The organism is Vibrio fortis (assembly GCF_000695685.1).
In the GTDB taxonomy this organism is placed as follows: Bacteria; Pseudomonadota; Gammaproteobacteria; order Enterobacterales; family Vibrionaceae; genus Vibrio; species Vibrio fortis_A.
The window spans coordinates 1-21,451 of sequence record NZ_JFFR01000001.1 but is presented as its reverse complement, the minus strand read 5'-3'; the positions used below and the strand labels follow the sequence as shown (position 1 = coordinate 21,451).

Sequence of the window (21,451 nt, the reverse complement as noted above, 5' to 3'; positions counted from 1 at the left end):
AGTAACTATGTCAGATAATTACGATTCATCGAGTATTAAAGTACTGAAGGGTCTGGATGCGGTACGTAAGCGTCCTGGAATGTACATTGGCGACACGGATGATGGTACCGGTCTGCACCACATGGTCTTCGAGGTGGTAGATAACTCTATTGATGAAGCACTTGCTGGTCACTGTAATGACATCATTGTTACTATTCATGACGATAACTCGGTTTCTGTTCGCGATGACGGCCGTGGTATCCCTACCGAAATGCACCCAGAAGAGCAGGTATCTGCAGCGGAAGTAATCATGACGGTTCTTCACGCGGGTGGTAAGTTCGATGACAACTCATACAAGGTATCGGGTGGTCTGCACGGTGTAGGTGTTTCTGTAGTAAACGCACTGTCGAAGCAGGTTACTCTTACTATCCACCGCGGTGGTCAAATCCATACTCAAACCTATCACCACGGTGAGCCTCAAGCGCCACTAGCTGTGATTGGTGAGACGGACAAAACGGGTACAGAGATTCGTTTCTGGCCAAGTGAAGAGACGTTCTCTAACACCGAATTCCACTACGACATTCTAGCGAAGCGTCTGCGTGAGCTTTCTTTCCTAAACTCAGGCGTATCAATCAAGCTACGTGATGAGCGTGAAGAAGACAAAGGTGACCACTTCATGTTTGAAGGTGGTATCCAAGCGTTTGTTGAGCACCTAAACACCAACAAAACACCAATCATCCAGAAAATCTTCCACTTCGATAATGAGCGTGATGATGGCATCACTGTCGAAGTAGCGATGCAATGGAATGATGGCTACCAAGAGAACATCTACTGTTTCACCAACAACATTCCTCAACGCGATGGTGGTACTCACCTTGCGGGCTTCCGTGCAGCGCTAACGCGCACACTGAACAGCTTCATGGACAAAGAAGGCTTCTCTAAGAAAGCGAAGACAGCGACTTCAGGTGATGATGCACGTGAAGGTCTAACTGCGGTTATCTCGGTGAAAGTGCCAGATCCTAAGTTCTCAAGCCAAACCAAAGACAAGCTGGTTTCTTCTGAAGTGAAATCTGCGGTTGAGCAGGCGATGGGTGAGAAGCTGTCTGAGTTCCTAATTGAGAACCCAGCGGAAGCGAAAACGGTTTGTACTAAGATTATCGATGCAGCACGTGCACGTGATGCAGCGCGTAAAGCTCGTGAAATGACTCGTCGTAAAGGCGCGTTAGACCTAGCAGGCCTACCAGGTAAACTGGCTGACTGTCAGGAGAAAGACCCAGCACTCTCTGAACTATACATAGTGGAGGGTGACTCGGCAGGCGGCTCCGCAAAACAAGGCCGTAACCGTAAGAACCAGGCTATCCTACCGCTGAAAGGTAAGATCCTGAACGTTGAAAAAGCGCGCTTCGATAAGATGCTGTCTTCACAAGAAGTAGCAACGCTGATCACAGCACTTGGCTGTGGTATCGGTCGCGATGAGTACAACCCAGATAAACTGCGTTACCACAACATCATCATCATGACCGATGCCGACGTCGATGGTTCGCACATTCGTACGCTACTGTTGACTTTCTTCTACCGTCAAATGCCTGAGCTTATCGAGCGCGGCTACGTGTACATCGCTCAGCCACCGCTTTACAAAGTGAAGAAAGGTAAGCAAGAGCAGTACATTAAAGACGAAGACGCAATGAACCAATACCAAGTGGCATTGGCTCTTGATAACGCAGCACTTCACGTAAATGCAGATGCGCCAGCATTGGCAGGTGAAGCGCTAGAGAAGCTGGTTCAACAATACAACTCTGGCATTAAGCTGGTGGAGCGTATGAGCCGTCGTTACCCACACGCACTGATGCACGAAATGATCTACATGCCACGCCTAACGGCAGAGCAGTGTCATGACGAAGCTGCAGTTGAAGCGTGGGGCAAACAGCTTGTTGAGCAACTGAACGCGAAAGAAGTTGGTGCAAGCCAGTACTCGCTAGAAGTTGAGAAACACGAAGAGCTGGGTCTAAGCCTACCTAAAGTTGTTGTTCGTACACACGGTGTGACACACGAGCACGCATTGAGCGTTGAGCTGTTCAACTCGAAAGAGTACGACAAGCTAGCGAGCTTATCTGAGGCTCTAGATGGTCTAATCGAAGAGGGCGCATACATCAAGCGTGGTGAGCGTACTCAAGAGGTGAACAACTTTGTTGATGCTCTGAACTGGTTAGTGAAAGAGTCTCGTCGTGGCCTAAGCCTACAGCGATACAAAGGTCTAGGTGAGATGAACCCAGATCAGCTTTGGGAAACCACTATGGACCCAGAGACGCGTCGCATGATGCAAGTAACGATCGAAGATGCAGTCGGTGCAGACCAGCTGTTCACCACACTAATGGGTGACCAAGTTGAGCCGCGTCGTAACTTCATCGAGGAAAACGCATTGAAGGTTGCTAACCTGGATGTGTAGATTGTCCTAAAAAACAATCTGAAAATTTTAAAAGACTGCCAGAAATGGCAGTCTTTTTTATTGCCGATATTTTAATTATCTTTCAATAGGTTGGTTCGTCATCCTCAAGAGGGAGGAACGACCGAGTTGGGGATCTCTAGAAGCGCGTAGAAAATTTTTTAGCTCGATCCCTTGAAACTATTTTGCTCAATCCATATATCTAGTTGTGAAGAGGATGACTGTCTTGCTCAAGAGAGAAGAAACAGGCCCTCCGGAACGCTGAATAGGTATCGCTCAGGAGAGGATAACCTTGAAGGCACACAATTGAACTGATTTATTACTACGTCCCAGCGTTATCAGAACCCGAGGAGTAGCGGATAAATCCCTTAGTCGGCAGCGATCGAACACACTATCGATCCGTGCAAACTCACGACTAAGACTATTGCTTACTAAAAGGATAGCATTATGAGAACTGTAGATTTCACTCCACTATACCGCAACGCAATTGGCTTCGATCGTCTATTCAACATGATGGAAGCGAACACATCGAAGAACTCTTCTGGCGGTTACCCTCCATACAATATCGAGCAGAAAGATGAGAACAACTACCGTATCACGATGGCAGTTGCAGGCTTTGCTGAAGAACAGCTAGACCTAACTCAAAAAGAGAACATGCTGATTGTTAAAGGTGAGCGTAAACCAGAAGCAGAAAAAACCTATGTGTACCAGGGTATCGCAGAGCGTGATTTCGAGCGTAAATTCCAACTGGCTGACTACGTAAAAGTGGTAGGTGCGAGCATGGAAAACGGTCTATTGCACATTGACCTAGAACGCGAAATCCCAGAAGCGATGCAACCACGTAAGATTGCTATTAATGGTAATGGTCTAATCGAAGGCTAATACCCGTCATACTTGAAGCTACAGCGTTGTTGACGTCGTAAATTCCCCGGTTCGCCGGCCCCAAATCACATAGGTTCCCTATGCTCATAGGGCTGAATGGCTTGTGTTTTGTGAAACGAATGGTCGCCTAGCTGAATCCCCAATTATTTAGGGTATTCAAGTGACAAAAATTATCGGGAAATAAGAGTGAAAGAGCACCTCGTGAGGTGCTCTTTTTTATTTGCTCTGTTGGCGTCATTCCATAGAGGGAGGAACGACCGAGTAGGGAATCTCTATTTGCTTTCGCTGTAAGCCTTTTCCACTTCTTCAGCAATGATTGCAATACCTTTCTGCATCATCTCATCGTCTTGTACGTAGTTCATACGCAGACACTGATGGGCATGGTCCCACTCATCCTCTTGACCAATAAAGAAGTACTCACCAGGAACAATCAATACCCCGCGAGCTTTTAGACGCTTGTACAGCTCCATAGTTGTGATTGGCAGCTCATCAAACCATAGCCACAAGAACATCGCGCCCTCTGGTTTGTGAATGCGGAAGCGCTCGTCGGTGATCGCTTGTTGCAGCAGCTCGACAGCTCGCAGAGATTTCTGACGGTAGAATGGCTTGATGGTGTTCTCACTCAGCTCAAGCAGGTCGCCTTTCTCAATCATATGATGCGCAAGTGCAGGGCCGATGCTGCCCGGCGCCAAACTGATGATGCCATTCATATTGGTCATCGCTTGTGTGACTTCTTCACTCGCAATCACGATACCGCAACGCACACCGGGTAAACCAAGCTTAGACAGGCTCATGCATAGGATGGTGTTCTCGTTCCAGAAAGGCTCTACATCCTCAAAGATGATGTTTGGAAACGGCAAGCCGTAAGCATTATCGATGATCAGCGGAATGTTGTTTTCGCGTGCTAGCTTATCGAGTTTACGGATCTCTTCATCTGTGAGCACGTTGCCTGTTGGGTTGGTTGGGCGTGAAGCACAGATAGCCGCTACCGACTCATCCACTTTGAGCTCTTCAAAGTCGACGTGGTACTTGAACATGCGATCATCAAGCATCTCAATTTCTGGGTGGTAAGAGACAAAAATGTCTTCATCAACACCCGCATCACCATAGCCAATGTATTCAGGCGCTAGCGGCAATAGGATTTTCTTATGTGAGCCATCTGGCTGCTTACCTGCAAGCAGGTTGAACAGGTAGAAGAAGCCACTCTGGCTACCATTGGTTAGGCTGATGTTCTTTTCGCTGATATTCCAGCCGTAGGTCTCTTTAAGTAGAGCTGCTAACGCTTTTACAAAAACATCTTTGCCCTGCGGTCCATCATAGTTGGCGAGGGCGTTGATCAGGGCTCCACTGGCGAGGAGTTCCTCACTGGCTTGGTGAAAGTAGTCGAGCATGGCAGGAATGGCTGCTGGGTTACCACCACCGAGCATGATGGCACCTGGAGTGCGTAGACCATCATTCAAATCATCCATTAACTGCGTAATACCTGAGTACTGATTAAACTTTTCACCAAATTGAGAGAATTGCATCGCTTGTGTTACCTAATTCATTATGTTCGTTTTAATAGTTTGTGCACCAGATGTTGCTGGTGGTCGAGGGTAATTCTTGAACATACCGCAATGTGTCGGATGAGCAAAGCACGAATGTGGTATCAAACGAAAAAAAGCCAGCGAAATATGCTGGCTTTATCAACAATGGTCATGATTATACTGCTTGGTGTTTATTTAGCCCCTGTATAAACCACAAGCACTTTGTCGTCTTTGTATTGGCGTTCGAAGGCGTAGTAGCCCTGTTGGTTGCGAATGATGTGTTTACCCTGTGCAACCGATGGGTGGCGCTGACGGAACTGACCTAGCGCTTGCCAGTGCTTCAGTAGCTCGGCTCGCTCACCTTCGATTTGCTCCCAAGGCATATCTGAACGAGTGCCCTGCATTGGATCGGATCCCGTTGGTCCGAAGTCGCGCGCAACTTCATCGCCGTAATAGATCTGTACTGCGCCTGGAGCCAGCATCAGCGCGTTCGCTGCTCGAGTCTGTTTCGCAAAATCGCTACCATGTTGTGTCCAGAACAGAGAGGTATCGTGTGATGATAGGTAACTCAGAACATTGAACTCACTATCGCCGTTGATCTTTTCTGCGTAGCGAAGGTAATCAGCGTCGAGGTCAGACAAACACTTAAGCGCCTTTGGTGCGATATCACTCTGGAATTCGAAGTTGATGATCGAATCAAACCCGTTAGCGAAGTAATCCGATTTCACAACGCTATGCGCCCATACTTCACCTGTCATCCAAAATGGTAAATCATCCAATGCTTTGTCTGGGTTGTTCTGTTTCCATTCTGCGAGTGCTTGAGTCATGCTCTCTTTTAGCTCTGCCCAGGCATCAAGTTCGACGTGTTTGGCGGTATCGACGCGGAAACCATCAACGCCATACTCTCTCACCCAGTCTGAAAGCCAAGTGATTAGGTGTTGACGAGGTGTACGCTGCACATCTTCAGCGTTGGTCTCTTTGTTAGCGTAGAAATTAGGGTGCCCTGTCAGCTCTGTGGATTCGGTTTTTAGATCTGGCAGGTGCGCAAGTGACATAGTGATGTTGTTGTAGCCAGGTGAATCATAGGCGCCAATATCGCTGCGAAGCCATGCCTTACCCCACCATTTCTCCCACGCTTCTTGGTCACTGTAGGAGATGTAATTGTTGAAGTAGTGCCAGTTTTGTCCCTCTTTTGGCTGCCAGTCTGTCCAATTTTTACCAAGCGTCTGCTGTGCTTCTTGGTCACTGAGGTTGAGTTTACCGAAATCAAACTCCTGCATGTCGGCGAGGGTTGCGTATCCGGTGTGGTTCATCACCACATCCCAAATCACGCGGATACCTTTACTGTGAGCGGTGTCGATGAAAGTTCTAAGCTCGTCTTCGGTCCCCATGTTGTCATCGAGCTTGGTCCAATCTTGGTGGTAGTAGCCATGGTAAGCGTAGTGCTTAAAGTCACCACGGTCGCCACCGCCAACCCAGCCATGAATTTGCTCTAGAGGGGATGTAATCCAGATAGCGTTAGCCCCAAGCGATTCGATGTAGTCGAGCTTCTCGGTTAAGCCTGCTAGGTCTCCGCCGTGGAAGGTGCCAACTTCATCTTGGCCATCTTTGCTGCGCCTATAGCTGTTGTCATTGTCTGGGTTGCCATTATAAAAGCGGTCAGTCATGACGAAGTAAACCGTGGCGTTATCCCAACTAAACGTCGATTGTTCTGCTGACTCAACCTCTTCAAGCAAAAGAAGCCCTTGGCTTGATTTGGCCGGTTTCATGCTGATCGTGCCGTTGGTCACTGTCGCTTGCTGGCCAGAGAGTGCGTCACGTAACAAGGTGCCATCTGCAAAGGTCTTAGTGACATCGACGGTGGTCGGTGAATCGCTTGGCACCGGACATGTGAAGCTCTGAACCTTCTTCTGTTTCGGCTTGACCTTAACTGTCAGTTCATTGGATTGTGGGTTGAGGGTAAATTGGTAGGTATTGGCCCTGAATACCTTGATATCTATTTGAGACTCTTCCGCGCAGTCGTTTACACGTAGAGGCTTGTTAAATTTCACTCGGCTCTCTTCTGCCAAGGCATAGCTTGTGCCACAGGTTTGCGCGGCATCGCTAATAGAAAAGGTGTGTGTGCCTTTGCTGAGCTCGTGCTCGGCAATCAATGTACCTTGTCCTGTTGATTGAAAGGGCAGCGCCTGATCATCAATGGTCAACAGTAGTGGATTGTCGCTGGTTTGGCTGCATGCGCTTAGTGCAAGAATTGAGAGCGCGAGAGTGGTCTTCTTCATTGTATCCTTCCCCGAATAAGACTCTCGTTATATCAAAGGTTGGGATCTACATTCTGAGGACTAATACAATCGAGTTATGGTTATTACCTCTACAAATAAATACCGAGTTCACAAAAACAAAAAGGGAAGCACGTGCTTCCCTTTGGGTATTTACCTTTCGTTGCTCAGAGCATCGCCTTGAACAGCCGTCTCACTCGTACTTATTTTTGCAGTAGAGAGATGTCAGCAATCTGTAGGAACAGGTTACGTAGGTTGTTCAATAGCGTTAGACGGTTCTTCTTAAGCGCTTCGTCATCAGCCATAACCATTACGTTGTCGAAGAACGCATCAACAGGCTCACGTAGAGCAGCTAGCTTGCTTAGGGCTTCTTGGTAATTGCCTGTCGCGAATGCTGGCTCTAGAGCTTCCGTCATTACTGCAACGTTTTCAGCCAGTGTTTTCTCCGCGTCTTCTTGTAGAAGTGCCAGATTGATATCTGCTGCTAGTTCACCATCGAATTTCGCAAGGATGTTACCTACACGTTTGTTCGCTGCTGCTAGAGCTTCTGCCGCTTCTAGTTCACGGAAGTGAGAAACCGCTTTAACACGTTGGTCAAAGTCAGTTGGCTTGGTTGGACGATTCGCAAGTACCGCTTGGATGATATCAACGCTGAAGCCAGCATCTTGGTACCATGCACGGAAACGACCTAGCATGAAGTCGATAACGTCTGCTTCTACGTTGTCGTTGGTTAGCTTGTCGCCTAGTAGTTCTTTCGCTTTTGCGATCAGATCAGTTAGGTCTAGGTTGTAGCCGTTTTCAACGATAATACGCAGCACACCCAGTGATGCACGACGTAGAGCGAATGGGTCAGAACCTTTCGGTGCTTGGCCAATACCGAAGATACCTACGATAGTGTCCAGCTTGTCTGCCATTGCTACTGCAGAAGAGATACCTGTGCTTGGTAGATCATCACCTGCGAAACGAGGCATGTACTGCTCGTAAAGTGCTAGTGCAACTTGCTCGTCTTCACCATCGTGAGTCGCGTAGTGCATGCCCATAACACCCTGAGTATCCGTGAATTCGAATACCATTGATGTCATTAGGTCACATTTCGCTAGTAGACCTGCGCGCTTAGATTTCTCAACGTCAGCATCGATCTGCTCAGCGATGTAGCCAGCAAGTTCTGTGATGCGGTCCGTTTTGTCTTTGATAGTACCAAGCTGTTTCTGGAAGATAGCTTGCTCTAGCTCAGGTAGACGGTCGATCAGAGGACGCTTACGGTCTGTGTTGAAGAAGAATTCTGCATCCGCTAGACGTGGACGTACAACCTTCTCGTTACCTTCGATTACGTAGCGAGGCTCTTTCGATTCGATGTTTGATACGAAGATAAAGTTAGGAAGTAGCTTCTTGTTTTCATCGTAAACAGGGAAGTATTTTTGGTCACCCTTCATGGTGTAAACCAATGCTTCAGAAGGTACTTTTAGGAACTCTTCTTCAAACTTCGCTGTTAGTACTACTGGCCACTCAACCAGAGACGTTACTTCTTCTACTAGGTCATCTTCTAGATCAGCTGTACCACCAACCGCTGCTGCTGCTTTTTGCGAATCAGCAAGGATGATCGCTTTACGCGCTTCGTAATCTGCCATTACTTTACCGCGCTCTTCTAGGATCGCTGGGTATTGCTCTGCAGAATCGATAGTAAACTCTTGCTCACCCATGAAGCGGTGACCACGGATAGTGCGGTCAGATGCTACGCCTAGGATCTCGCCTTCGATAAGGTCAGAACCCATCAGCATAGTTAGTGTTTTAACTGGACGAATGAACTGAGTTGTCTTGTTGCCCCAACGCATTGGCTTCGCGATTGGTAGGTTACCTAGTGCTTTTGCTGCTAGGTCAACAACGATTTCAGACGTTGCTTGGCCTTTTACTTCTTGTTTGAAAAGAAGCCATTCGCCTTTGTCTGTTACTAGACGGTCAGCTTGTTCAACCGTGATGCCGTTACCACGAGCCCAGCCTTGAGCTGCTTTAGTTGCGTTGCCGTCAGCATCGAATGCTACAGAAACTGCAGGGCCACGTTTTTCAACGACTTTGTCTTCTTGGCCTTCAGCCAGTGCTGCTACTTTAAGAGCAAGACGACGAGGTGCTGCGTACCATTTCACGCCTTCGTGAGCCAGGCTCGCGCCCTTTAGCTCTGCTTCGAAGTTTGCTGCGAACGCTTCTGCTAGAGTACGAAGCTGTGTTGGTGGTAGCTCTTCAGTACCCAGTTCAATTAGAAATTCTTTAGCCATGATTACTTCTCCTCGTCCTTCTTGCACATTGGGAAGCCAAGCGCTTCACGCGATGCGTAGTATGCTTCTGCAACTGATTTAGTCAGGTTGCGGATACGAAGGATGTAACGTTGGCGCTCTGTTACAGAGATAGCTTTACGCGCATCAAGGATGTTGAATGCGTGGCCAGCTTTTAGAATGCGCTCGTAAGCTGGAAGCGGAAGTGGCTTCTCAAGCTCAAGTAGCTCTTTACACTCTTTCTCACACTGATCAAAGAACGTGAATAGGAAATCTACGTCTGCGTGCTCGAAGTTGTAAGTTGATTGCTCAACTTCGTTCTGGTGGAAGATGTCACCGTAAGTCACTTTGCTGCCGTCTGGTGCGATGTTCCACACTAGGTCGTAAACAGAGTCTACTTCTTGGATGTACATAGCTAGACGTTCGATACCGTAAGTGATCTCACCAGTAACAGGCTTACACTCAAGGCCACCAACTTGCTGGAAGTAAGTAAATTGAGTTACTTCCATGCCGTTTAGCCATACTTCCCAACCAAGACCCCATGCGCCTAGCGTTGGGTTTTCCCAGTTGTCTTCTACGAAACGAATGTCGTGTACTAGCGGGTCGATACCAAGAACTTCAAGTGAGCCTAGGTACAACTCCTGAATGTTGTCTGGAGATGGTTTTAGAGCTACTTGGAACTGATAGTAGTGCTGCAGACGGTTCGGGTTTTCACCGTAGCGACCATCGGTCGGACGACGTGAAGGTTGAACGTATGCCGTAGACATTGGCTCTGGGCCAAGTGCACGTAGACATGTCATTGGGTGAGAGGTGCCAGCACCTACTTCCATATCTAGAGGTTGAACAATGGTACAACCGTTTTGTGCCCAGTAATCCTGCAGCGCGAGGATCATTCCCTGGAAGGTTTTGATATCGAATTTTTGCATAGTCAGGTTCGCGCGATTCTTATAAATGATTTGAAAAATAACAATCAAGTATACCCAGATATTTGCCCAGCGAGTAGCGTTAATCTTGTTTAATTAATAGCCTTAAATCCCTTTTAATGGATTTTTTACCCTTTAATCTTCTTTTTTCGACTTAACGGGAATTTTTAGTCACTTTTCAGCTTGTTTTAGAGGAGGGGGCTCGCTAAAATCACGCCGTCTTTGGGGAGTAGCTTACCTATTTATCAACACTGGGATAATAGGTTCGTTCGTCAACATAATTGATGCAAAATCATCATGGCGTTCGAGACGACAATCGACCACAACAACACATAAGTCGACTTCGTTTAGCAAGACCTTAGACAAACATCGTGAACCGGGGTGGGGCGCGAGGTTTGTCTACGGTTAAAATAATAATCCCGCCCCAAATGAGCATGTCGTGAGCGTTTTAGCAATCTCTATTACAACTGTTGCCTTGGCCGAGATCGGTGATAAGACACAGTTACTCTCTCTTCTGTTAGCCAGCCGTTATCGCAAGCCGATACCGATTATTGCTGCAATCTTCTTTGCCACTATTGCCAATCATGCCCTAGCGGCTTGGTTAGGTGTTGTTGTATCCGATTACTTATCACCAGAAGTCCTCAAATGGGTTGTGGTGGTGAGCTTTTTGGCGATGGCGGGTTGGATTCTGATCCCAGATAAGCTTGATGACGATGAGGAGATCTCCAGCCGTGGTCCGTTTGTCGCAAGCTTTATTGCGTTCTTCATTGCTGAAATTGGTGATAAGACTCAGATAGCCACTTCTATCCTAGGGGCTCAGTATGCTGATGCGCTGCTGTGGGTTATCTTGGGTACCACGATTGGTATGTTATTAGCCAACGTGCCTGTAGTGGTGATCGGTAAATTGTCAGCCGATAAGATGCCACTGGCGTTGATTCGCAAGATCACCGCTCTGCTGTTTGTTGGCTTAGCTATTGCTGCTGCAATCTACTAATGATTTTTCGGCGATAGGTCCCTCGTTGTTCTGGGAAATCTATCGCCATATCTATCAATCTATAATTATAAGCGTGCCAATTTTTGCGCTGCGATCTGCATTCTGTGTTGCAGTTCAAAATCTAACAGAGAGGTGGTGTGAGTACCGCCGACTGACATATCACTGTCACAATTGTCATGATATTTTAATGTTGTGAGTTGAGAACACGAGGGCATGATTATGTTGACGCGTTATATGGGAATCACTCCACAAAGCCAAAGCTACCTGTTTACTTTTGGCTTGGCATTAACTCTATTGGGGATGGTATTAACTGACATGTGGTTGCCGATGGTGGCAGGTGCAATGATCATGACCGGACTCGCCGTTGAGGCTTGGATTCGAGTCGCCCATATTATCCCTATGCGTAAAGAACTACGCTCAATTCAACACCAACTCGACAATCTGCAGCAACGCAGTCGAGATAGCGAATAACAAAAAGCCGCTCACTGAGCGGCTTTTTTACGTCTGAAACAAATCTTTCTTAGGCTTCAAGGCCTTTCTTGATTAAGTACTGGTATGGCACAGAATCCGTGTTCTGTCCTACAAGTTGATGATCCATAAATCGACAGAAACTTGGGATGTCGCGTGTGGTTGATGGATCGTCTGCCGTTACCAGTAATACATCGCCATCCTGCATGTTTCGAATTGTCTTCCTGACCATCATTACCGGTTCTGGGCAGCGTAGCCCTTGTGCTTCTAAAGTGTGTGTGGCCAGCTCAGGATTGAATGTCATGATAGGTGTCTCTTTCTGTATAACGAGGGGAATAATACGTCTGCAGAAAAAATATGCAATAAGTGCTTGGCAAACAGAATTATTTACTATAAATTATTTAACAAGTTGGTAACAACTTAAACAAATGACAACTAGCTAAGGAGTGGCGATGTTGACAGCACTTGATAGATTAACCATATATTCGGTTCTCTGCTTTATCTCTTTTTGCGCGTTAGTGTTACGCACACCAGCAGAGGCCTCGTTAATGCCAATCTTTGGCATAGCAGCAACAATTATTGGTATTTGGGTTGAAATGCGACGCTGGCGTGGCTTGCCAGAAGAGCAGGAACATTAAATCGTAAGATATTTAACCTAAGTACAAAACGTTTTTCCGATACGACACATTCCGACACTATCCCCAAATTTTCTTGGGCTTCCCCGCGTAATTGCGGGATTTTTTTTATCTAAAGCATGCTATAAACATTAATCATCAAAATTGATTGTTAACAAGCTCATTAGGTAAGCGTGTGGAACTAGAAGACATCTATCGTCGAGATTTAAATCTGTTGGTTGCTCTTAAAGTCTTGATCGAAGAGGGCAGCGTGAGTCAAGCCGCTTTGCGTTTGAATCTCAGCCAGTCTGCGACCAGCCGTGTATTGGGGCGACTTCGCGAACTCCTTAATGATCCCCTCTTTACTCGTCAGGGGCAGCGTCTACTGCCGACCAAGAGAGCACTCGAAATTAGCCAGCGCATTGATCAGCCGTTAGAGTCATTTCGCCAGCTGTTAAGCCCGAGTGACTTTGACCCATACTACTGCACGGAACGCTTCCTGATCGCGACTACAGATTACGCGATGCAAACCATCCTTCCGTATGCGCTGCCTAAGATCTATGAGCAAGCACCAAACATCTCGTTAGAGTTCGCACCGCTTCAGCATGAGAATCTATTTAAACAGTTGAGTACCGAGCGGGTTGATATGGCGATATGCCGACCAACAGGCCCAGTTGTACCACTGCATCAGCAGGTATTAGGACCTGTTGGGGTATCGTGCCTGCTTTCTAAAAATCACCCTCTGGCGGATAGCGCGTTAAGCCTCAATGATTATGTATCACTGCCTCATGCGATGATTGCTATCAGTGATGGAGTAAAAGCCTTGCTTGATAATGCATTAGCCAATCAACCGCCAAGAAGGATGGTGTTGCGTGCCTACCACTTAGAGGCGGCTTTAGCGATCGTCGATAGAATGCCTCTTGTGATCACGGTACCTGCCGACCTCGCGTATTTGGTGGCAGAGCGCTACGACCTCGTTGTTAAACCACTACCATTCGAGTTTATGCCGTTTGATTATTCACTGATTTGGCATTCGCGTTGCGATTCGTCAGCTTCTCAGCAATGGCTGAGACGAGTGGTGAAAGAGGAGTGTGGCGAGTTGATTCAGAAGCGGATTGCTGATGTTGGGCTAGGTTAACGGAATGAAAAAGGGCTGAGTAAACTCAGCCCTTTGTATTTGTTGCTTGAAGCTCTATAGCTTCGAGTGCTTAAAGTTATAGCTTGATGACAACGCGACCAGTGATTTGGCCGTTAGTAATGTCTTCAGCAGCTTGGATCGCATCATCCAGTGCCACTTCTTTAGTTGCTTGCTGGTAGAACGACTCTGGAAGTAGTTCAGCTAGCTGTTCCCACGCCTTGATACGTTTCTCACGTGGACACATGACTGAATCCACACCCTGTAGACGCACATTACGCAGGATGAATGGCATTACCGTTGTTGGTAGGTCGAAGCCGCCTGCTAGGCCACATGCCGCGACAACGCCGTTGTAATCGATCTGTGCCAGTACTTTTGCTAGAACTTTGCTGCCTACTGTATCGATAGCACCAGCCCACAGCTGTTTTTCTAGTGGTTTTGCTGGCTCTTCTAGCTCTGCACGCTCAACAATGCGCGATGCACCTAGAGATTTAAGTAGCTCACCGTTTTCAGATGCACGGCCTGTTACTGCTGCTACTTTGTAGCCCAGTTGGTTAAGTAGAGTGATAGACACACTGCCTACACCACCGCTTGAACCCGTTACTAGAATCTCGCCGTCTTCTGGTTTTACACCTGCATCAACGATAGCTTGAACACATAACATTGCGGTGAAACCTGCAGTACCAATCGCCATCACTTTTTTAGCGTCTAGGCCTTTTGGCATTGGTACCAACCAGTCACCGTTTAGGCTCGCTTTTTCAGCCATGCCACCCCAGTGACCTTCACCAACACCCCAACCAGTCAGTACCACTTCGTCGCCCGCTTTGTAACGAGGGTCGTCTGATTGAGAAACCACACCTGAAAGGTCAATACCCGGTACCATAGGGAAGTTACGAACAATACGCCCTTTACCAGTGATCGCTAGACCATCTTTGTAGTTTAAAGATGAGTAGTTCACATCAATTTTAACGTTGCCTTCTGGAAGTTGTGACTCGTCGATTTGAGAAACGCTGGCAATCGTTTTTTTGTCTTCTTGGTTTAGTACAAGTGCTTTAAACATGGTGCTCTCCACTGGAGGAATATTAGGAAACTGAGATAACTGTAGTTGAATAACTGAAGAAAAAATAATGAAACGTCAACATTGAATCTATGCATCACATGCATAGTTCTAGTTTTGTGATATCGGTAAGTCGGCAGATAAAAAAGTGCAGCCTTAGAGACTAAGGCTGCACTTCTATCGTTACCCTACTAACGACAATTAATTGGTCTCTTAACTTAGAGTTACTCTAGATTAAGGGCGTTCAAATACCGTTGCGATACCTTGGCCCAAACCAATACACATGGTTGCTAGGCCGTACTTCACGTCCTTCGCTTCCATTAGGTTAATCAAGGTGGTTGAGATACGCGAACCTGAACAACCCAGTGGGTGACCAAGTGCGATTGCACCACCATTGAGATTTACTTTCTCGTCGACCACATCCAGAAGACCGAGATCTTTAGCACATGGCAGAGATTGCGCTGCAAAGGCTTCGTTAAGCTCAATGACGCCCATATCTTCAATCGATAGGCCTGCACGTTTCAGTGCCTTCTTAGTCGCTGGAACAGGTCCGTAGCCCATGATTGATGGGTCACAACCTGCAATTGCCATTGACTTAACACGAGCACGAATCGTCAAACCAAGCTCGTTAGCTTTCTCTTCGCTCATGATCAGCATCGCAGATGCACCATCTGACAGCGCTGATGATGTACCAGCGGTTACGGTACCGTTAGCTGGATCGAATACTGGGCGAAGCTGAGATAGGCCTTCAACTGTGGTCTCTGGGCGAATCACTTCATCATGATCCAGTGTGAACAGTGAACCGTCTGCCGCGTGACCTTCAGTTGGTAAGATCTCGTTTTTAAAGCGACCTTCAACCGTTGCAGCATGTGCGCGAGCGTGAGAGCGGGCAGCGAAAGCATCTTGGTCTTCACGACTGATGCCGTGCAGCTTACCAAGCATTTCTGCCGTCAGACCCATCATGCCCGCAGCTTTCGCTACGTTCTTTGACATGCCTGGGTGGAAGTCCACACCATGCGTCATAGGAACATGACCCATATGCTCAACACCACCAATCAGACAGATATCTGCATCGCCAACCATGATTGAGCGTGTTGCATCATGCAGAGCTTGCATAGATGAACCACATAATCGGTTAACGGTTACAGCACCAATTTCAATCGGTAGGCCAGCAAGTAGCGCAGCATTACGTGCTACGTTAAAGCCCTGCTCAAGTGTCTGTTGGACACAGCCCCAGTAGATATCTTCAATCTCACTCGGGTTAACTTGTGGGTTACGCTCAAGAATGCCTTTCATCAGGTGTGCAGAAAGGTCTTCTGCGCGTGTATGACGGAAAGCGCCACCTTTGGAACGGCCCATTGGGGTGCGAAGGCAATCAACAACAACTACGTTCTTCATTTTGTAATTCCTTTTCCAAATGTGGGTTATAGAGAGCTAGCTTGCTGAGCGTCGTAAAAGCTTTCGCCTTTCTCTGCCATATCAAGCAATAGTTGAGGTACTTGGTACATTGCGCCAAGGTCTTGGTAGCCTTTCGCTGTCTCAACAAAGTTCGCGATGCCCACACTGTCTAGGTAACGGAAAACGCCGCCTCTGAATGGAGGGAAGCCAAGTCCGTAAACCAGAGCCATATCAGCTTCTTGTGGTGAAGCGATGATGCCTTCTTCAAGACACAGTACCACTTCGTTGATCATTGGAATCATCACACGCTGGATAATGGTCTCTTCATCAAATTCCTGTGGTGCTTGGCATACGTCAGCCAAGATAGGAAGGATATCTTCAGAGAAGGCTTTCTTCGGACGACCACGCTTGTCGACGCTGTAGCTGTAGAAGCCGCTGCCATTTTTCTGACCAAACTTGTTTGCTTCAAATAGCGCGTCGATCGCGTCACGACCTTCTTTACCCATTCGCTCTGGGAAGCCTTGTGCCATCACATCTTGTGCGTGATGCGCAGTATCAAGACCAACCACATCCAGTAGATAAGCAGGACCCATAGGCCAACCAAACTTACGTTCCATGATTTTGTCGATCTTGGTGAAGTCAGCACCGTCGCGAAGCAACATGCTAAAGCCGCCAAAGTATGGGAAAAGAACACGGTTAACGAAGAAGCCTGGGCAGTCGTTAACGACAATTGGTGATTTACCCATTTTCGCCGCGTAAGCGACAACGCGATTGATGGTTTCATCTGAAGTGTGCTCACCACGGATGATCTCTACTAGCGGCATGCGGTGCACTGGGTTGAAGAAGTGCATACCACAGAAGTTTTCTGGGCGTTGCAGCGATTTTGCCAGTAGATTGATTGGAATCGTCGACGTGTTAGAGGTAATCACAGTATCAGGGCTAACCTGCTGTTCCACTTCACTCAACACGGCCGCTTTAATTTTCGGGTTTTCTACTACCGCTTCAACAATCACATCTGATTGCTCGATACCTGCGTAGTGAAGGCTAGGAGTAATAGAAGAGAGAATACCCGCCATCTTGAAGCCATCGATGCGGCCACGAGACAGACGTTTATTAAGAAGCTTAGATGCTTCGTTCATGCCTAGATCTAGCGATGCTTGAGCAATATCTTTCATCATCACAGGCACGCCTTTCAGCGCAGATTGGTAGGCAATACCACCCCCCATGATGCCTGCACCTAATACAGCAGCACGCTCTGTGGCTTTATTCGCTGACTTGCCAGCTTTCTTCGCGATGCCTTTAATGTATTGGTCGTTAAGGAATAGGCCAACCAGTGCTTTCGCTTCTTCAGACTTCGCCAGTTTAATGAAGTGTTTACGCTCGATATCCAGTGCAGCATCACGATCGCAACGAGCAGCTTCTTCAATCGCGATAACAGATGTGATCGGTGCTGGGTAGTGAGGGCCAGCTTTCTGAGCTACTAGACCTTTTGCCATCGTAAAGCTCATCATTGCTTCTAGCTTGCTGAGTGATAACGCAGAGGTTTTCTGTTTGCGGCGAGCAACCCAGTCTAGCTTCTCGCTCGCGGCTAGAGATACTGTATTAATAGCCGATTCAAGTAGTTGGTCAGTTTCAACAATCGCATCTAACAACCCAACGTTCAGTGCTTCATCTGCTCGGCATGCTTTGCCCTGCGTGATGATTTCCATTGCGCTGTCAGCACCAATAACACGTGGCAGACGTACACAACCACCAAAGCCAGGCATGATACCTAATTTGGTTTCTGGTAAGCCGATGCTGGTGGTCTTGTCACCAATACGGAAGTCAGTGGCTAGTACGCACTCACAACCGCCGCCAAGTGCATGGCCGCGCATCATTGAAAGGGTAGGAACAGGTAGGTCTTCTAGCTTGCTAAAAATAGAGTTCGCAAAAATCAGCCACTCTTCTAGTTCCGCTTCTGGTTTCGCGAATAGGCCCAAAAACTCCGTGATGTCTGCACCTACGATGAAGGCATCTTTGTTTGAAGTTAAGATCAAGCCGCGCAGTCCAGCGTGGTCATTTAAAGCATCAAGTGCTTTGTCGAGTGATTCTAATGTAGCAAGGTCGAGCTTATTTACAGAGGCTGGAGCACAAAAGCTAAGTTCGGCTATACCATCTTGTAATTCCTTTACCTGTAGGGTGTTAGCTTGGTAAATCATTGTCTATCTCCATGACATACAATCGACGATTGTTTGAGAGAATTTTGTTATCTTTCTTTAAGTATAGAATACCTGGTAAGACCAGTTTCTTTAGTCTGTACCCACCACTGGCTAATTTCAATACATTTTTTAAACAATTGTTTAACATTGTGCGTTAGCACAGATCCGCTAACCCTTATTATTCACCCGTGATACACTTTGCCGCCCTGATCGCTAAAGTAAATGATATGAATGACCAACCATATTTAATCCCGGCTGCTTCGGCTGTTTTTGAAGAAGAAATTAAGAAAAGTGTCTTCATTACCCACCTTGCTCATACACCGAGTATTGAGGCGGCTAAGCAGTTTGTTGATCAGATAAAACAAGAGCATAGCGAAGCAAGACACAATTGCTGGGGATTTGTTGCTGGGCGACCAGAAGACTCGATGAAGTGGGGCTTCAGTGATGACGGTGAACCATCAGGAACGGCGGGTAAACCAATATTGGCTCAACTGTCTGGTTCTGGAGTGGGGGAACTGACGGCCGTGGTGACTCGTTATTCGGGTGGAATTAAGCTCGGTACAGGTGGTTTAGTAAAGGCGTACGGCGGTGGTGTGCAACAAGCGCTTAAGCTGCTTCAAACTATCGAGAAAAAAATAACCACAAAATTGCGCCTAGAGTTAGACTATGGGTTTATGCCGATCGCCCAATCAATCATGTCGCAATATCAGGCGGTAGAGGTTGAAGCGGATTATGGCGTTCAGGTCACAATGGTCATAGAGATTGAGCTGCTTCAGGTCGAAGCCTTCACTCAAACCATGATCAATAAAAGCGGTGCCAAGGCACTGGTCACTCAAGTAAAAGATAACTAGGAAGTGTGAAGCCTTTCGCTTCGTTCATTAGCTCATGCAATTTCGCTCAATTATTCGAATCGTCGGATTATTATTAGCACTCTTTAGTGTCTCAATGCTTGCACCCGCGCTGGTGGCATTGATCTATCGAGATGGTGCTGGTGTTCCTTTTGTTACGACCTTCTTTGTTTTACTTTTTTGTGGTGCTACCTGCTGGTTTCCAAACCGTCGCCACAAGCATGAATTAAAGGCGAGAGACGGCTTTCTTATTGTGGTTTTGTTCTGGACTGTAATCGGCAGTGCTGGTGCACTTCCTTTTTTAATAGCAGATAACCCAAATGTTTCGGTTACTGATGCCTTCTTCGAGTCTTTCTCGGCTCTTACCACAACCGGTGCTACTGTTATTGTTGGACTGGATGACTTACCTAAAGCGATTCTTTTTTATCGTCAGTTCCTGCAGTGGTTTGGTGGTATGGGTATCATCGTACTCGCGGTAGCGATCTTACCGGTACTGGGTATCGGTGGTATGCAGCTATATAGAGCGGAAATCCCAGGTCCTGTTAAAGACAGTAAGATGACCCCGAGGATTGCAGAAACAGCAAAAGCACTTTGGTATATCTATTTAAGTTTAACTATTGCTTGTGCGGTAGCGTTTTGGCTGGCGGGAATGAGCTTCTTTGATGCCATTAGCCACAGTTTCTCTACTATAGCTATCGGTGGCTTCTCGACGCATGATGCCAGTATGGGTTATTTCAATAGCCCTGCGATTAACATGATCACGGTTGTATTCCTTCTTATCTCTGCGTGTAACTACTCTCTTCATTTTGCAGCATTTGCTTCGGGCGGTGTTCACCCTAAGTACTATTGGAAAGATCCTGAGTTTCGTGCGTTTATCTTTATTCAAGCGGTGTTGTTTCTGGTTTGCTTCTTATTACTACTGAATCACCACTCTTACGACTCTTATTATGATGCGTTTGATCAAGCGCTATTCCAGACGGTCTCTATTTCAACCACTGCTGGTTTTACTACAACCGGTTTTTCAGAATGGCCACTGTTCTTGCCAGTACTGCTTTTATTCTCTTCTTTTATAGGCGGGTGTGCAGGTTCGACTGGTGGCGGTATGAAAGTTATCCGTATTCTATTGCTGACCCTGCAAGGCGCTCGTGAAATGAAGCGTTTGGTTCACCCACGTGCGGTTTACACCATCAAGGTTGGTGGTACGGCACTTCCTCAACGTGTTGTTGATGCGGTATGGGGATTCTTTTCTGCTTATGCTCTGGTGTTCGTGGTTTGTATGTTGGCTCTGATTGCAACGGGTATGGATGAACTGAGTGCGTTCTCTGCTGTGGCGGCAACATTGAACAATCTGGGCCCAGGCCTAGGAGAAGTAGCAGTCCACTTTGGTGATGTTAACGATAAAGCAAAGTGGGTATTGATTGTCTCTATGCTGTTTGGACGTTTAGAGATCTTCACTCTATTAATTCTATTAACGCCTACGTTCTGGCGTAGCTAAGGAACCATTGTGGCAAAAGCACTATTTCTTTACTCAAGCCGAGAAGGGCAGACCAAGAAGATTCTTAACTATATAAAAGAGGAGATGGCGGAGTTTGATTGCGACATTCGCGATCTGCACACCGTTGGCGACGTAGATTTCGCTCAGTATGACAAAGTACTGATTGGTGCCTCTATTCGTTATGGTCATCTTAATAAAAAGCTGTACCAGTTTATTGAGCGCAATCTTACTCAACTTCAATCGAATAAAGTGGCGTTCTTCTGCGTGAACCTAACCGCTCGTAAAGAAGACCAAGGTAAAGATACGCCAGAAGGCAGTGCGTATATAAAGACATTCCTTAAGAAGTCACCGTGGCAACCTTCTTTAATCGGTGTTTTCGCAGGTGCTCTCTATTACCCTAGATATAACTTCTTCGACAGAACCATGATTCGCTTTATTATGACGATGACTGGTGGTGAAACGGATACCAGCAAAGAAGTTGAGTACACCAACTGGCAAAAAGTCTCTTTATTCACTGAAAAACTCAAGAATCTATAAGAGAAAAGCTTACTTTTGAGGCGTTTTGTTTTCTTTTTAATCGAACAATTAAAAAAAGCAAAAAAACTTAAAAAAGGGCTTGCCAATGTGATCGCAATCTCTATAATGCAACCTCGCTGACACGGGATGGCTTCGCAAGAAACCACAACGAATCAGCAAGCCAAATTAGCCAAGCTAAGCGCTTGAAAAAAGTTTTGAAAAAAGTGGTTGACACTAAAACTTAAATCGCTAAAATGGCCGTCCGATTTGAGCGAAGCTCAAAAAGGAAAAGCTCTTTAACAATTTAAACCTATCAATCTGTGTGGGCACTCGTTGATGAATATCAAAATAGAAACTTCGGTTTCAACTTGATTTCAATGAACTGAGTGACCAATTCGAATCGTAAGATTCGGCACAGTCAATTCAACATTA

General features: G+C 46.8%; 17 protein-coding genes and 1 riboswitch. Of the genes, 9 read left to right on the top strand and 8 right to left on the bottom strand.

Annotated elements, in window-relative coordinates; all coding sequences use genetic code 11:
* The first annotated feature begins 7 nt into the window (after window positions 1-7).
* Together gyrB and VFDL14_RS22735 are read left to right on the top strand one after the other, a co-directional pair.
* Complete coding sequence (gene gyrB / locus VFDL14_RS22730) at window positions 8-2,425, top strand: DNA topoisomerase (ATP-hydrolyzing) subunit B (RefSeq protein ID WP_032548619.1); 2,418 nt, start codon at window positions 8-10, stop codon at window positions 2,423-2,425.
* A gap of 444 nt (window positions 2,426-2,869) precedes the next feature.
* Complete coding sequence (locus VFDL14_RS22735) at window positions 2,870-3,304, top strand: Hsp20 family protein (protein WP_032548618.1); 435 nt, start codon at window positions 2,870-2,872, stop codon at window positions 3,302-3,304.
* 272 nt (window positions 3,305-3,576) lie between these two features.
* Here VFDL14_RS22735 and VFDL14_RS22740 read toward each other — a convergent pair whose 3' ends face one another.
* From VFDL14_RS22740 to glyQ, 4 genes are all read right to left on the bottom strand, one after another.
* Complete coding sequence (locus VFDL14_RS22740) at window positions 3,577-4,830, bottom strand: valine--pyruvate transaminase (RefSeq protein WP_032548617.1); 1,254 nt, start codon at window positions 4,828-4,830, stop codon at window positions 3,577-3,579.
* Between the two features lie 191 nt (window positions 4,831-5,021).
* Window positions 5,022-7,109: an alpha-amylase gene (locus tag VFDL14_RS22745; RefSeq protein ID WP_032548616.1), complete on the bottom strand. Its 2,088-nt coding sequence runs from the start codon at window positions 7,107-7,109 to the stop codon at window positions 5,022-5,024.
* 200 nt (window positions 7,110-7,309) lie between these two features.
* Entirely contained in the window at window positions 7,310-9,376 is a 2,067-nt protein-coding gene (gene glyS, locus VFDL14_RS22750) for a glycine--tRNA ligase subunit beta (RefSeq protein ID WP_032548615.1), read from the bottom strand.
* Between the two features lie 2 nt (window positions 9,377-9,378).
* Complete coding sequence (glyQ, locus tag VFDL14_RS22755; RefSeq protein ID WP_032548614.1) at window positions 9,379-10,299, bottom strand: glycine--tRNA ligase subunit alpha; 921 nt, start codon at window positions 10,297-10,299, stop codon at window positions 9,379-9,381.
* Between the two features lie 209 nt (window positions 10,300-10,508).
* Window positions 10,509-10,696: riboswitch (yybP-ykoY riboswitch) on the top strand.
* Between the two features lie 39 nt (window positions 10,697-10,735).
* Between glyQ and VFDL14_RS22760 the strand changes: the two genes are divergently transcribed.
* Window positions 10,736-11,290 (top strand): TMEM165/GDT1 family protein, encoded by a 555-nt coding sequence (locus VFDL14_RS22760; protein ID WP_032548613.1) that lies wholly within the window; start codon window positions 10,736-10,738, stop codon window positions 11,288-11,290.
* Between the two features lie 213 nt (window positions 11,291-11,503).
* Window positions 11,504-11,761, top strand: a complete 258-nt coding sequence (locus VFDL14_RS22765) for a hypothetical protein (RefSeq protein WP_084181750.1) — start codon at window positions 11,504-11,506, stop codon at window positions 11,759-11,761.
* A gap of 49 nt (window positions 11,762-11,810) precedes the next feature.
* Here the strand turns inward: VFDL14_RS22765 and tusA are convergent, their stop codons facing one another.
* Window positions 11,811-12,062 (bottom strand): sulfurtransferase TusA, encoded by a 252-nt coding sequence (gene tusA / locus VFDL14_RS22770; RefSeq protein ID WP_032548612.1) that lies wholly within the window; start codon window positions 12,060-12,062, stop codon window positions 11,811-11,813.
* A gap of 148 nt (window positions 12,063-12,210) precedes the next feature.
* On the opposite strand from tusA, the gene VFDL14_RS22775 reads away from it, so the two are divergent.
* A complete protein-coding gene (locus VFDL14_RS22775) occupies window positions 12,211-12,396 on the top strand; it encodes a hypothetical protein (RefSeq protein ID WP_032548611.1) in 186 nt (61 codons plus the stop codon).
* 172 nt (window positions 12,397-12,568) lie between these two features.
* The gene (locus VFDL14_RS22780) at window positions 12,569-13,510 is read left to right on the top strand and encodes a LysR family transcriptional regulator (protein WP_032548610.1); all 942 of its coding nucleotides are present in this window, start codon (window positions 12,569-12,571) and stop codon (window positions 13,508-13,510) included.
* 76 nt (window positions 13,511-13,586) lie between these two features.
* Here VFDL14_RS22780 and VFDL14_RS22785 read toward each other — a convergent pair whose 3' ends face one another.
* The 3 genes from VFDL14_RS22785 to fadB form a co-directional block, all read right to left on the bottom strand.
* Window positions 13,587-14,567, bottom strand: coding sequence for an MDR family oxidoreductase (locus VFDL14_RS22785; RefSeq protein ID WP_032548609.1), 981 nt, complete (start codon window positions 14,565-14,567; stop codon window positions 13,587-13,589).
* Window positions 14,568-14,798: 231 nt separating this feature from the next.
* On the bottom strand, window positions 14,799-15,962 hold the full coding sequence (gene fadA / locus VFDL14_RS0122810; RefSeq protein WP_032548608.1) for an acetyl-CoA C-acyltransferase FadA: 1,164 nt from the start codon (window positions 15,960-15,962) through the stop codon (window positions 14,799-14,801).
* A gap of 26 nt (window positions 15,963-15,988) precedes the next feature.
* The gene (gene fadB / locus VFDL14_RS22790) at window positions 15,989-18,160 is read right to left on the bottom strand and encodes a fatty acid oxidation complex subunit alpha FadB (protein WP_032548607.1); all 2,172 of its coding nucleotides are present in this window, start codon (window positions 18,158-18,160) and stop codon (window positions 15,989-15,991) included.
* A gap of 227 nt (window positions 18,161-18,387) precedes the next feature.
* Here fadB and VFDL14_RS22795 point away from each other — a divergent pair, with 227 nt between their 5' ends.
* Genes VFDL14_RS22795 through hemG form a run of 3 tightly spaced genes read left to right on the top strand, consistent with a single transcriptional unit; the run spans window position 18,388 to window position 21,040 of the window.
* Complete coding sequence (locus tag VFDL14_RS22795) at window positions 18,388-19,011, top strand: YigZ family protein (RefSeq protein WP_032548606.1); 624 nt, start codon at window positions 18,388-18,390, stop codon at window positions 19,009-19,011.
* A gap of 34 nt (window positions 19,012-19,045) precedes the next feature.
* The gene (locus tag VFDL14_RS22800; protein ID WP_032548605.1) at window positions 19,046-20,503 is read left to right on the top strand and encodes a TrkH family potassium uptake protein; all 1,458 of its coding nucleotides are present in this window, start codon (window positions 19,046-19,048) and stop codon (window positions 20,501-20,503) included.
* A gap of 9 nt (window positions 20,504-20,512) precedes the next feature.
* A complete protein-coding gene (gene hemG / locus VFDL14_RS22805) occupies window positions 20,513-21,040 on the top strand; it encodes a menaquinone-dependent protoporphyrinogen IX dehydrogenase (protein ID WP_032548604.1) in 528 nt (175 codons plus the stop codon).
* The last annotated feature ends 411 nt before the right edge of the window (window positions 21,041-21,451 follow it).

Excerpts from the sequence above, each read along its gene's own strand:
- gyrB (WP_032548619.1), top strand. The coding sequence starts at position 8 with ATGTCAGATAATTACGATTCATCGAGTATTAAAGTACTGAAGGGTCTG.
- VFDL14_RS22735 (WP_032548618.1), top strand. The coding sequence starts at position 2,870 with ATGAGAACTGTAGATTTCACTCCACTATACCGCAACGCAATTGGCTTC.
- VFDL14_RS22740 (WP_032548617.1), bottom strand. The coding sequence starts at position 4,830 with ATGCAATTCTCTCAATTTGGTGAAAAGTTTAATCAGTACTCAGGTATT.
- VFDL14_RS22745 (WP_032548616.1), bottom strand. The coding sequence starts at position 7,109 with ATGAAGAAGACCACTCTCGCGCTCTCAATTCTTGCACTAAGCGCATGC.
- glyS (WP_032548615.1), bottom strand. The coding sequence starts at position 9,376 with ATGGCTAAAGAATTTCTAATTGAACTGGGTACTGAAGAGCTACCACCA.
- glyQ (WP_032548614.1), bottom strand. The coding sequence starts at position 10,299 with ATGCAAAAATTCGATATCAAAACCTTCCAGGGAATGATCCTCGCGCTG.
- VFDL14_RS22765 (WP_084181750.1), top strand. The coding sequence starts at position 11,504 with ATGATTATGTTGACGCGTTATATGGGAATCACTCCACAAAGCCAAAGC.
- tusA (WP_032548612.1), bottom strand. The coding sequence starts at position 12,062 with ATGACATTCAATCCTGAGCTGGCCACACACACTTTAGAAGCACAAGGG.
- VFDL14_RS22775 (WP_032548611.1), top strand. The coding sequence starts at position 12,211 with ATGTTGACAGCACTTGATAGATTAACCATATATTCGGTTCTCTGCTTT.
- VFDL14_RS22785 (WP_032548609.1), bottom strand. The coding sequence starts at position 14,567 with ATGTTTAAAGCACTTGTACTAAACCAAGAAGACAAAAAAACGATTGCC.
- fadA (WP_032548608.1), bottom strand. The coding sequence starts at position 15,962 with ATGAAGAACGTAGTTGTTGTTGATTGCCTTCGCACCCCAATGGGCCGT.
- fadB (WP_032548607.1), bottom strand. The coding sequence starts at position 18,160 with ATGATTTACCAAGCTAACACCCTACAGGTAAAGGAATTACAAGATGGT.
- VFDL14_RS22795 (WP_032548606.1), top strand. The coding sequence starts at position 18,388 with ATGAATGACCAACCATATTTAATCCCGGCTGCTTCGGCTGTTTTTGAA.
- VFDL14_RS22800 (WP_032548605.1), top strand. The coding sequence starts at position 19,046 with ATGCAATTTCGCTCAATTATTCGAATCGTCGGATTATTATTAGCACTC.